10 protein-coding genes are annotated in these 12,360 nt (G+C 64.8%); 1 reads left to right on the top strand and 9 read right to left on the bottom strand.

What is annotated here, in order from left to right:
• The first annotated feature begins 156 nt into the window (after positions 1 to 156).
• Positions 157 to 1,188 (top strand): patatin-like phospholipase family protein, encoded by a 1,032-nt coding sequence (locus tag AB6724_RS20000; RefSeq protein WP_369340299.1) that lies wholly within the window; start codon positions 157 to 159, stop codon positions 1,186 to 1,188.
• An 83-nt stretch (positions 1,189 to 1,271) separates the two neighbouring features.
• Here AB6724_RS20000 and AB6724_RS19995 read toward each other — a convergent pair whose 3' ends face one another.
• From AB6724_RS19995 to AB6724_RS19955, 9 genes are all read right to left on the bottom strand, one after another.
• A complete protein-coding gene (locus AB6724_RS19995) occupies positions 1,272 to 2,261 on the bottom strand; it encodes a hypothetical protein (protein ID WP_369340298.1) in 990 nt (329 codons plus the stop codon).
• Positions 2,262 to 2,377: 116 nt separating this feature from the next.
• Entirely contained in the window at positions 2,378 to 2,770 is a 393-nt protein-coding gene (locus tag AB6724_RS19990) for a nuclear transport factor 2 family protein (protein WP_369340297.1), read from the bottom strand.
• A gap of 60 nt (positions 2,771 to 2,830) precedes the next feature.
• The gene (locus AB6724_RS19985) at positions 2,831 to 4,675 is read right to left on the bottom strand and encodes an acyl-CoA dehydrogenase (protein WP_369340296.1); all 1,845 of its coding nucleotides are present in this window, start codon (positions 4,673 to 4,675) and stop codon (positions 2,831 to 2,833) included.
• 125 nt (positions 4,676 to 4,800) lie between these two features.
• A complete protein-coding gene (locus tag AB6724_RS19980; RefSeq protein ID WP_369340295.1) occupies positions 4,801 to 5,976 on the bottom strand; it encodes an acetyl-CoA C-acyltransferase in 1,176 nt (391 codons plus the stop codon).
• Between the two features lie 38 nt (positions 5,977 to 6,014).
• On the bottom strand, positions 6,015 to 8,114 hold the full coding sequence (locus AB6724_RS19975; RefSeq protein WP_369340294.1) for a 3-hydroxyacyl-CoA dehydrogenase NAD-binding domain-containing protein: 2,100 nt from the start codon (positions 8,112 to 8,114) through the stop codon (positions 6,015 to 6,017).
• 226 nt (positions 8,115 to 8,340) lie between these two features.
• Positions 8,341 to 9,036, bottom strand: coding sequence for an ABC transporter ATP-binding protein (locus tag AB6724_RS19970; protein ID WP_369340293.1), 696 nt, complete (start codon positions 9,034 to 9,036; stop codon positions 8,341 to 8,343).
• Positions 9,037 to 9,157: 121 nt separating this feature from the next.
• Complete coding sequence (locus tag AB6724_RS19965) at positions 9,158 to 9,970, bottom strand: ABC transporter ATP-binding protein (protein ID WP_369340292.1); 813 nt, start codon at positions 9,968 to 9,970, stop codon at positions 9,158 to 9,160.
• 3 nt (positions 9,971 to 9,973) lie between these two features.
• Entirely contained in the window at positions 9,974 to 11,314 is a 1,341-nt protein-coding gene (locus tag AB6724_RS19960) for a branched-chain amino acid ABC transporter permease (RefSeq protein WP_369340291.1), read from the bottom strand.
• A gap of 3 nt (positions 11,315 to 11,317) precedes the next feature.
• The gene (locus AB6724_RS19955) at positions 11,318 to 12,271 is read right to left on the bottom strand and encodes a branched-chain amino acid ABC transporter permease (RefSeq protein WP_369340290.1); all 954 of its coding nucleotides are present in this window, start codon (positions 12,269 to 12,271) and stop codon (positions 11,318 to 11,320) included.
• Between the last annotated feature and the right edge of the window lie 89 nt (positions 12,272 to 12,360).

Here is a 12,360-nt window from a genome sequence, read left to right as displayed (position 1 = left end):
AAGGTTGCGGCTGAAACTTTCGCAGTAAAAAGGGCCGTAGCCATGGACTGCCAAGCGCCTGCAGCTATGTTTTAGGAAGCATCAATAGCTGCGCCGGCAGGCGAAATTGCCTGCAAAGCTATACTCGGCGCCCTAATGACAGCAGGATTTCCCGGCATGCGCCTGAATGCTTTTTTGCGCCCTCTGGTGTGTTTGAGTCTGGTCGGCCTGACCGCTTGCGGCAGCAACCCGCCCTCTTCCACCGCCCCTGCCGATGCTCCGGTGACCGCGACATCGGCTCCCCCCATCAAGATCGGTCTGGCCCTGGGCGGCGGCGCGGCCAAGGGCTTTGCCCATATCGGCGTGATCAAGATGCTGGAGGCCAACGGCTTCACGCCCACCGTGGTCGCCGGCACCAGCGCGGGCAGCGTGGTGGGCGCGCTCTATGCGAGCGGCATGAACGCTTTTGAGCTGCAGGAAACCGCGGTAGCCCTGGATGAGGCCAAGATCCGTGACCTGCAGCTGTCCTCGGGCGGGCTGGTGCTGGGCCAGAAGCTCGAAGACTATGTGAACGAGCAGGTGCGCCGCAAACCCCTGGAGCAGATGAGCAAGCCTTTCGTGGCCGTGGCCACGCGCCTCGAGGATGGCGAGCGCACCGTGTTCGCGCGTGGCAACGTGGGTCAGGCCGTGCGCGCCTCCAGTAGCGTGCCGGGCGTGTTCCAGCCCGTCACCATCGGCAAGTACCACTATGTGGACGGCGGCATCGTCAGCCCCGTTCCCGTGGATGCGGTGCGCAATCTGGGTGCCGACATCGTGATCGCCGTGGACATCTCCAACAAGGCCCGCGGCAAGGCGCCCGAGAACATGCTGGGCGCGCTGAACCAGTCCATCGCCATCATGGGCCAGAAGCTGGGCCAGGCCGAGCTCGCCCGCGCCGACATCATCATCCGCCCCAAGGTGCTGGACATAGGCCCGGCCGACTTCGGCCAGCGCAGCAGCGCCATCGTGGAAGGCGAGAAGGCCACCACGGCACTGATGCCGCAGATCCGCGAACGCATCGCCCAGCTGCGCACCGAACGGGCCAAGGCCATGCAGCTGGCCCAGCAGAAAGCGACAGACGCCAAGCACCAGGAATGCCTGAAGCAGCGCTCCAGCCTGCAGAAGCTGGCCGGCATGGCCGGCATGAGCGACGCCTGCGAAAAGCCCTGAGCCCATCGCCCCCCGCAACAAAGCCCGCTGCCTGCGGGCTTTGTTGTCTGTCGCCGCCGTGCCGGCCGCGAACCAGGCCCGGGCTAGTCATAGCAGGACCTGGGGTGGGAGAGCGCTGCGTCCAGCTTCAGGCAATACAGGGGCTGGCCCTCGTGGCTCATGTCCGCCTCTATGGTGTATGTGTCATCCTCTGCGCGCGCCATGCGCGCCCGCCTGGGATAGCCATAGCCCGAGGCATACCCGGCGTGGCAGGCCAGTCCTTGCCAGCTTGCCACCCGTCCGTCCCTGTCCACCGTCATCTCGGTCAGCATCACATCCAGCCCTTCGACGCGCTGGCAGACGGGATTCCGGACCTCGTTGGGTCCTTCGCGCGGCACCAGCTGCACCCGGTCGGAGCTGCCGTAATTCATCCAGAACGGCGCATTCAGCGCCACCTGCCCGACCACCATGTCCGGCGCGAGTTCGCAGGCATCGACCTCCCAGTCCGCGTCGGCCTGCTCGCTGCGCCGGCTCAGCACCGCATCGCCACGGGTGGTGCAGCGCCAGCCGCCCAGCGTCTGCTCGCCGGCCAGCGCCACGCTGACGAGGCCTATCTGCGCGGACTCCGCATTCATGGCATGGATGCGCACGCCATGGAAATCCAGCGTCTGCTCGGTGCGGACAAAGCTCAGCCGCCACGGGGCAAAGCGTCCGTCGCGCCAGTAGCGGGCAAAGCTGCCCTTGGGAAACTCGAGGTCCATGAGCCTCACCGGGCCCGCGGAGTACACCTCTTTCTTGCCGAAGCCCGACTGGTGCAGCTGCAGCAGCAGGCCCAGCAGCACCGGCACCGCCACAAAGCTCGGCAGCCGCAGACCGCGCGGCATTACCAGGCGGGCCAGCAGCGCCAGGGCCGCAATCCAGACCAGCGCCAGCTGAGCCAGAAAGAGCAGGCCCGAGGCCAGGCCCGTGGTGTCGCCGGTGCCGCCATGCCGGGGCGACCAGGATTCACTGCCGTGGTACAGCCCCAGAGTGAGCACGACGGAGAGAACCAGCAGCAGCGCAAATCTCGCAAGATTGCGCCAGGGATGACGCATTGTCTGACTGAGCATATCGAAGTGGACGAAGTGAATTTTGCGGGCAGTTGCCCGCAGATGAAGGCCCAGTCATGGGCCGCGTGGGCGCAGCCGGGCCTGGGTCTGAAGCCAAATGCCTACGCGGGCCTGGGCAGATAGAGCTCTTTCCAGAGGCTCAGCTTGCCGTGCTCGTCAAAGCGCATCAGCAGCATGGCAATGAAGCTTTCCTGCTCGCCATTGAGACGCGCTATCTGCACCGCCATGTCCAGAACCACGCCCTCACCATCGGCCACGGTATTGAGCACCTGGTACTCGATGCCGGCCATCGAGCTCTTCATTCCATTGGGGAATTCCAGGTACAGAACGGGATCAGCACGGTAATGCCGGCCATTGGGCTCGACCACAAAACTCCTGCCGAAACATTCCTCGACCAGCTCTTTTGTCAGCCGGCTGTTGTGCCTGAGGTGTTTCCGATTCCAGTCCAGCGCCGCCTGGGCCAGCCGGATATTTCTGTCGCGCTGCGTAGTCATCCGGCAAGAATAAAGCAAAGCCCGCCGGCGCACCGGCGGGCTTTGCTTTTCGAGCCGATATCAGAACGCTTCTTCTTCCAGCAGCGCGCAAGTCATGTCGCGGGCCTTGACCACCTGCAGCCAGGCGCCTATGCGCGGCAGCTCGTAATGGAAGAAATAGCGCATGGCCGCCATGCCGCCACGGTGGGCCGCGATGGCCAGCTCGTCGTCCTTGGCCAGCAGGGCCAGGGCCACATCCAGCCAGATCCAGGCCAGCACCACATGGCCGAAGGCCTGCATATAGGGCACGGCATTGGCCAGCGCCTCCTGCGGATTGCCCGTGGCCCAGGCGGCCTTGGTGGCCGACCCGACATCGGCCAGCGCACGCGCCAGCTGATTCGCATGGCAGGCGAGCTTTTCGTGCTGCAGCGCCTTCTGCACCGTGGCGTTGATGCGTGCGGCCAGCAGCTGCAAGCCCTTGCCTCCTTCCATGACGACCTTGCGGCCCAGCAGGTCCAGGGCCTGGATGCCGTGCGTGCCCTCATGGATCATGTTCAGGCGGTTGTCGCGCCAGTACTGCTCCACGGGGAAGTCGCGCGTATAGCCGTAGCCGCCGTGGATCTGGATGGCCAGGGAATTGGCTTCGAGGCAGAACTCGCTGGGCCAGCTCTTGGCGATGGGCGTCAACACCTCCAGCAGCAGCCTGGCTTCGGCCGCTTCCTGCTCGGAACCCGTGTGCTGCTCGTCGACGAGGCGCGCGCAAAACAGGTTGAGGGCCAGAGCCCCCTCGCAATAGGCTTTCTGCGCCAGCAACATGCGCTTGACGTCGGCATGCTCGATGATGCGCGACTGCGGCTGGTTCGCGTCCTTGCCGCCCCCGCCCGGCGCGCCCTGAATCGGCCGGCCCTGCGGGCGGCTTTGCGCATATTCGAGGCTTGCGTGGTAGCCGGCCATGCCCAGCATGGAAGCCGCCATGCCGATGGAGATGCGTGCCTCGTTCATCATGTGGAACATGCACTTCAGGCCTTCGCCGGGCTTGCCCACCAGATAGCCAATCGCCCCCGAGGCCGCTCGCACGGGGTATTTTCCCTCGCCAAAATTGAGCAGGGTATTGGTCGTGCCGCGCCAGCCCAGCTTGTGGTTGAGCCCTGCCAGCGCCACATCGTTGCGCTCGCCGGTCAACCGGCCTTCGGCGTCCACGAGCTTCTTGGGCACGATGAACAGCGAAATGCCCTTTACGCCGGGCACGGGCTTGCCGTCGGGACCGGGTATCTTGGCCAGTACCAGATGCACGATGTTCTCGGTCAGTTCATGGTCGCCGGCGCTGATCCACATCTTGTTGCCCTTGAGGCGGTAGCGCGGCCCCAGGGCATCGCTGGCGAAATCGGCTCCGTCGGGCTCGGCGCGCGTGGCGATGTCCGACAGCGAGGAGCCGGCCTGGGGCTCGGACAGGCACATGGTGCCGGCCCAGCGGCCGTTGAACTCATTGGCCGCGAACACCTGTTTCTGCCTCTCCGTGCCATGGGCCATGATGGCGTTGGCATTGCCGCTGGTCAGCATGTTCGAGCCTATGCTGATCGAGGCCGCCGCAAAAAAGCAGTTGGCCGCGGCCTCCACCGTATAGGGCAGCTGCATGCCGCCCATCGCATAGTCCTGGGCCGCGCTGAGCATGCCGGACTCCGCATAGGCCCGGCGCGCATCGTAGGTGCATTGGGGCAGGATGACCTTCTCGCCGTCGAACTGCGGCTCCTGCAGGTCCACCGTGCGGTTGAACGGCGCGTACTTCTCGCGCGCGATGCGCTCGCAGGTGTCCATCACCGCATCGAAAGTGTCGCGCGAATGGTCGGCGAAACGCCTGCGACGGCTCAGCCCCTCGGCCTGCAGCCAGTCGTAGAGCAAAAAATCAATGGTGGAACGCAGGCGCATCTCAATACCCCATAAAAATCCGCTGCAGCCCTTTATGTACAAGCGCTGACAGCTATCAAAACAATGAATTCCAGGCAAATAAAAAGCCGCATCCCGGGCGGGACTGCGGCTTTTGATCGCGGCGCTTACAGGACTTCGAAGATACCCGCCGCGCCCATGCCGCCACCGATGCACATGGTCACGCAGACACGCTTGGCGCCGCGGCGCTTGCCTTCGATCAGCGCATGGCCGGTGAGTCGCTGGCCCGAGACGCCATAGGGGTGGCCCAGCGCAATCGCGCCGCCGTTGACGTTGAGGCGCTCGGCCGGAATGCCCAGCTTGTCGCGGCAGTAGATGACCTGCACCGCAAACGCCTCGTTGAGCTCCCACAGGTCTATGTCCTGCACCGACAGGCCCAGCTTCTTGAGCACCTTGGGAATCGCGTAGACGGGGCCAATGCCCATCTCGTCGGGCTCGCAACCGGCCACGGCAAAGCCCAGGAAGCGGCCCAGGGGCTGCAGGCCCTTGCGCGACGCATATTCCTCGCTGACCACAGCGCAGGCGCCGGCGCCGTCGGAGAACTGGCTGGCATTGCCCGCAGTGACCACGCCGCCGGGCAGAGCGCTGCGCAGGCCGCTGATGCCTTCCTTGGTCGTGCCCTCGCGAGTGCCCTCGTCCCTGCTGACCAGCACCTCCTTGGCGATCAGGCCGCGCACCTTGTCGGCCACGCCCATCACGGTCTTCACGGGGACGATCTCGGCGTCGAACAGGCCCGCGGCCTGGGCCGCGCAGGCCTTCTGCTGGCTGGCCGCGCCATATTCGTCCATGGCATCGCGGCTGATGTGGTAGCGCTTGGCCACCTGCTCGGCGGTCTGCAGCATGCTCCAGTAGACCTCGGGCTTCATGGCCGTGAGCTCGGGGTCAAAAGCCATGTGCGGGTTCAGATGGGGCTGGACGCAGGAGATGCTCTCCAGGCCGCCGGCCACCAGCACATCGTTCTCGCCCGCGATGATGCGCTGGGCCGCCAGCGCGATCGCCTGCAGTCCCGAGGAACAGAAGCGGTTGAGCGTCAGGCCCGAGACGCTCACGGGCAGGCCGGCGCGCAGGGCAATCAGGCGCGCCACATTGCCGCCCGTCGTGCCTTCGGGCAGGGCCATGCCCATGATCACGTCCTCGACCTCGGCGCCATCGATGCCGGCGCGCTCCACGGCCGCCTTGACCGCATGGGCGCCCAGGGTGGGGCCGTAAGTCATGTTGAAAGCGCCCTTCCAGCTCTTGGCCAACGGGGTGCGCGCGGTAGAAACAATCACTGCGGATGTCATGGTGTGTCCTTGTATTCTGGGTAGTCCACAGGCCGGGATCAGCTGAACTGCTTGCCTTCGGCGGCCAGCTTGGCCAGCAGCGGCGCGGGCTGCCAGAACCTGGCATCGTCGTTGGGGTTCTGGGCAAAGCGGCCCATGGCCTGGACCACGTTGAACAGGCCGACTTCGCCCGCATAGTGCATGGGGCCGCCGCGCCACAGCGGGAAGCCATAGCCGGTCAGATAGACCATGTCGATATCGCCGGACTTGCCCGCGATGCCGTCTTCCAGAATGTGCGCACCTTCGTTGACCAGCGCATAGACCAGGCGCTGCACGATTTCCTCGTCCGAGATCTTGCGCGGCGTGACGCCGATGCTCTTGCGGTGCTCGTCGATCATCTTGGCCACGACGTCCGAGGGCATGGCGTCGCGCTTGCCGGGCACATAGTCGTACCAGCCGGCGCCGGTCTTCTGGCCGAAGCGGCCCAGTTCGCACAGGCGGTCGGCGCTGGCGCTGTACTTCATGTCGGGTTTCTCGACATAGCGGCGCTTGCGGATGGCCCAGCCGATGTCGTTGCCGGCCAGATCGCCCATGCGGAACGGCCCCATGGCAAAGCCGAACTTCTCGACGGCCTTGTCCACCTGCTGGGGCGAGGCGCCCTCGTCCAGCAGAAAGCCGGCCTGGCGCGAGTACTGCTCGATCATGCGGTTGCCGATGAAGCCGTCGCAGACGCCCGAGACCACGGCCGTCTTCTTGATCTTCTTGGCGATCTTCATCACCGTGGCCAGCACGTCCTTGGCCGTGGCCTTGCCGCGCACCACTTCAAGCAGCTTCATCACATTGGCGGGACTGAAGAAGTGCATGCCCACCACGTCGCGCGGGCGCTTGGTGAAGGAGGCGATCCTGTCCACGTCCAGCGTGGAGGTGTTGGAGGCCAGGATGGCACCGGGCTTGGCCACTGCGTCAAGCTGCTTGAACACCTGCTCCTTGACGCCGATTTCCTCGAACACGGCTTCGATGATCAGATCGGCATTCTTGAGGTCGCCGTAGTTCAGCGTGGTGGTCAGCAGCGCCATGCGCTGCTCGTATTTTTCCTGGGCCAGCTTGCCCTTCTTGACCTGGGCCTCGTAGTTCTTGCGGATGGTGGCCACGCCGCGCTCCAGCGCCTCCTGCTTGGTCTCCAGAATCGTCACCGGAATGCCGGCGTTCAGGAAGTTCATCGCGATGCCGCCGCCCATGGTGCCGGCACCGATCACGCCCACGGTCTGGATATCGCGCACCGGCGTATCGCTCGGCACGTCGGCAATCTTGGAGGCCGCACGCTCGGCCAGGAACAGATGGCGCAGCGAACGCGACTCGGGCGTCATCATCAGCTGCATGAAGGCTTCGCGCTCGGCGACCATGCCGTCATCGAACTTCTTGGTCGTGGCGTTCTTCACGGCCTCCACGCAGCGCAGCGGGGCCGGGAAATTCTTGGACATGCCCTGCACCATGGTGGCGGCGAACTCGAAATAGGCCTCGCCCTGGGGATGCTTGCAGGGCAGATCGCGCACGCGCGGCAGCGGACGCACATCGGCCAGTTCCAGCGCATAGGCCTTGGCCTCGGCCAGCAGGGTTTCGGCCGACGAGGCCATCTTGGTGAACAGCTTCTGGCCGGGAATGGCGGCCAGCATCTCGCTCTTGACGGGCTCGCCGCTGACGATCATGTTGAGCGCGGTCTCCACGCCCAGAGCGCGCGGCAGGCGCTGCGTGCCGCCGGCGCCGGGCAGCAGGCCCAGCTTGACTTCGGGCAAGGCCACGGCCGTGCCGGGCGCCGCGATGCGGTAGTGGCAGCCCAGCGCCAGCTCCAGGCCACCGCCCATGCAGACCGTGTGAATGGCCGCAATCAGGGGCTTGGTGGACAGGTCCAGCTGCTGGATCACGGAGATCAGATGCGGCTCGCGATAAGCCTCTTCCTTGCCGAACTCGGTGATGTCGGCACCGCCCGAGAAGGCCTTGCCGGCACCCGTGATGACAATGGCCTTCACGGCGGCGTCTGCCAGGGCCTGGTTCAGACCATCCACAATGCCGCGGCGCGTGGACAGCCCCAGGCCGTTGACCGGCGGGTTGTTCAAGGTAATGACGGCGACGGCACCGTCCACTTTGTATTCAGCAGTCATGCTGTTGTCCCCTATGCGATAGAAAAGAACGATCGTGCGTTTTTGATTGTAGAAACTTTGCTGCAATGCGCCACTGGCGTTTGTCCTGAACGGGACACCCCCTGAGCCGCAAAACCGACGTAGCCCCGGTCAGGGACGCCGAGCCAGGGCCGCCCCGCAGCGAGGGCGTCCTCCCCCTCCGCACAGCAGAGAAGGGGAAGCGGCACAGCCGCTCCGGGGGGCAACTTCACACCTCCAGCCACTCCTTGCGAACTTTTTCATTGGCGCGCAGGCCGTCTGGCGTGCCGTCAAACACGATATGGCCGTGGCCCATGACCAGGGCCCGGTCGGAGATGTTCATGGCAATGGTGAGCTTTTGCTCGATCAGCAGCACGGACACGCCGCGCTCCTTGATCTTCTTCAGGTACTCGCCCACCAGCTCCACGATCTTGGGCGCAAGGCCTTCCGTGGGTTCGTCGATGATGATCAGGTCCGGGTCGCCCATCAGCGTGCGGCAAAGCGTGAGCATCTGCTGCTCGCCGCCCGACATCACGCCCGCCTCGGTGTGCTGGCGCTCCTTGAGGCGCGGGAACATCGCATACATATCGTCAAAGCCCCAGCGGCTGCCCTTGCCATTGCCCTTCTGGCCCAGCAGCAGGTTCTGGTGCACCGTCAGATTGGGAAATACCTCGCGGCTTTCGGGCACATAGCCTATGCCCAGATGGGCGACCTCGTAGGCCTTCTTGCCATGCAGGTTCTGGCCCTTCCAGTCCAGTGCCCCCTCCCAATGCACCAGGCCCATGATGGCCTTGGCCGTGGTCGAACGCCCCGAGCCGTTGCGCCCCAGCAGGGCCACGATCTCGCCGGGGTTGATGGCGAAGTCCACGCCATGCAGCACATGGCTTTTGCCGTAGTAGGCATGCAAATTACTAATCTTCAGCATCGCATATCCTGTTTGATTGCTATCGCTTTGAACACCACCCATGGCGCCTGAAACTGGCGCCCCACCCGCGCAGCGAGAGAGAGGGGGGGAAGGCGCGCAGCGACCCAGGGGGTGACCCCATTCAATGCACTCCAGCTTGTTGCTCCGCCACGGACGAGCCCAGATAGGCCTCCTGCACGCGCGGGTTGGCGCGCACGGCTTCGGGGGTGTCGAAAGCGATCACCTCGCCGTAGACGACGACTGCGATCTTGTCGGCCAGCCCGAACACCACGCCCATGTCGTGCTCCACGGTCAGCAGCGTCTTGCCTTCGGTGACCTTCTTGATGAGCTGGATGAAGTGCGCGGTCTCGCTGTTGCTCATGCCCGCCGTGGGTTCGTCGAGCAGGATCACGCTGGCGCCGCCGCCTATGGTGATGCCTATCTCCAGTGCGCGCTGCTCGGCATAGGTCAGGTTCACGGCCAGGGTGTCGCGCTTGCGCTGCAGGCCTATCATCTCCATGAGCTCGTTGGCGCGCTGGTTGGCGTCGTGCAGATTGGCCAGAAAGCGCCAGAAACTGTAGCGGTAGCCCAGGCTCCAGAGCACGCTGCAGCGCAGGTTCTCGAACACCGAGAGCTTGGGAAAGATATTGGTGATCTGGAAGCTGCGCGACAGACCCAGGCGGTTGATCTCGAAGGGCTTTTTGCCGTCGATGCGCTGGCCGTGCAGCAGCACCTCGCCGCCGCTGGGCTCGAAGCGGCCGCTGATCAGATTGAACAGCGTGCTCTTGCCCGCGCCGTTGGGGCCGATGATGGCAACGCGCTCGCCCGCTTTCACGGCCAGCTGCGCGCCGCGGATGATCTCGGTCTTGCCGAAGTTCTTGCGCAGGTCCCGCAGCTCCAGCGCATAGGACTGCGCCCCCGGCTCGCCCGGTTGATGAATGGCAATGCTGGACATGGCTCAGCCCTCCGCTTTCTTGATGCTCTCTTCAATCGCTTCCTGCGCCTGGCCCCAGCGGCGTGCGGTCATGCGCCGCCCCACTTCCAGCAGCCCCAGCCCGACCACGAACACCACCATGGCCAGGGTCCAGGTCGCGGCGGCACTGGTGTCCAGCTCCGCTCCCAGGAACGCCACCTTGGAGCCCAGCGCAGCATTGAGCTGCAGGTGGTAGATCATCTCGATCAGCGCGGCCGCGCCCAGCACCGTCACGCAGCTCGCAGCCAGCAGCCACAGATACGGCATGAGCAGGCGCTTGAAATGCCCGAACTTGGCCACGCGCAGATTCATCATGATCAGGCTGGCCACGCCGCCCGGCGCATACATGACCATGAGCAGAAAGACCAGGCCCAGGTACAGCAGCCAGGCCTTGGTCAGCTCGGACAGCAGCACCGAGGCCAGCACCAGCAGCACGGCGCCGATGATGGGGCCGAAGAAGAAGGTCGCGCCGCCCAGGAAGGTGAACAGCAGATAGCCGCCGGAGCGCACCACGCTCACGCTGTCCATGGCCGTGATGATCTCGAAGTTGATGGCCGCCAGGCCGCCGCCTATGCCCGCGAAAAAGCCCGAGATGATGAAGGCGAAGTAGCGCACGCGCTGGGTGTTGTAGCCCACGAACTCCACGCGCTCGGGGTTGTCGCGCACGGCGTTGAGCATGCGGCCCAGCGGCGTGCCCGTGAAGGCGAACATGGCGGCCGTGCAGACAAAGCAGTAGGCGGCGATCAGGTAGTACACCTGCAGACCCGAGCCGAAGTCCAGGCCGAAGAACTTGCTGTAGACCCGGTCCGTGGTGATGCCGCCCTCGCCGCCGAAGAACTCGGGAAACATCAGCGCCATCGACGCCACCAGCTCGCCCAGGCCCATGGTGATCATCGCGAAGGTCGTGCCCGACTTCTTGGTCGTCACATAGCCGAACAGGGCCGCAAAGAACAGGCCTGCGAGACCGCCCACAATCGGGATCAGCACCAGCGGAATCGGCAACTCGCCGGAGCCGGCCTTGTTCATCGCGTGGATGGCGAGAAAAGAACCCAGACCGGTATAGACCGCATGGCCGAAGCTCAGCATGCCGCCCTGCCCCAGCAGAATGTTGTAGGACAGGCAGATGATGATCAGATAGCCGATCTGGCTGAGCATGGTCAGCGCCAGCGAGCTGGTGAACACCAGCGGCGCCACGATCAGCGCCAGCGCAAACAGGCTCCAGATCACGATGCGGCCGATGTTCATGGGCCGGAAGCGGTAATGCGCCTGTTCCTGGCCCTGGGCAGCCGAAGAAGAATTCATGGTCGGTTTTGCAATCGAAGACATGGCTCAATCCCCTCTCGTACCCAGCAGGCCCTTGGGGCGGAAAATCAGGATCAGCACCAGAAACAGATAGGGCAGAATCGGCGCCACCTGGGACAGGGTGAGCCGCAGCACCGGCCAGCCGAAGCTGGATTCATTGACCTGGTGGCCCATGGAGGTGAAGAGCCCGGCCAGCGACCAGTCGAGCGCCACCGCAAAGGTCTGCACCACGCCTATCAGCAGCGAGGCCACGAAGGCGCCGGCCAGCGAGCCCATGCCGCCGACCACCACCACCACGAAGATGATGGAGCCCACGGATGCGGCCATGGCGGGCTCGGTCACGTAGGTGTTGCCGCCGATCACGCCTGCCAGGCCCGCCAGCGCGCAGCCGCCGCCGAACACCATCATGAACACGCGCGGCACGTTGTGGCCCAGGGCCTCCACCATCTCGGGGTTCTTGAGCGCGGCCTGGATCACCAGGCCGATGCGCGTGCGGGTCAGCAGCAGCCACACGGCGACCAGCATCAGCAGGGCCACCAGCATCACGAAGGAGCGCGACCTGGGGAACTGCGTGCCGTAGAGCGTGAACAGCGGTCCCTGCAGCGCGGGCGGCAGGCCATAGGGCACGGTGCCGCGGCCCCAGACCAGCTGCACCACCTCCAGCACCAGATAGGACAGGCCGAAGGTCACGAGCAGCTCCGGCACATGGCCGTATTTGTGCACACGGCGCAGGCTGTAGCGCTCGAAAAGCGCGCCCAGCACCCCGACCAGCACGGGACAGATGAACAGCGCGGGCCAGAAGCCCAGGATGCCGCTGAGCGTGTAGGCGAAATAAGCACCCAGCATATAGAAGCTGGTATGGGCGAAGTTCAGAACGCCCATCATGCTGAAGATCAGCGTCAGGCCCGAGCTGAGCATGAACAGCAGCAGTCCGTAGCTCACGCCATTGAGCAGCGATATGGTGAAAAATTCCGGCGTCATCGAGTTGCCTTGCTCTCAGATACGTCAAAGGGAACCGCTGCGGACCGCGCCTGTAGGGCGTGTTTTGGCGGCGCAGGCCGCAGCGCGAG

Origin of the sequence: Comamonas guangdongensis (assembly GCF_041079535.1) — a bacterium.
Lineage (GTDB): Bacteria > Pseudomonadota > Gammaproteobacteria > Burkholderiales > Burkholderiaceae_C > Comamonas > Comamonas guangdongensis.
This window is presented reverse-complemented; position numbering and strand designations above follow the sequence as displayed.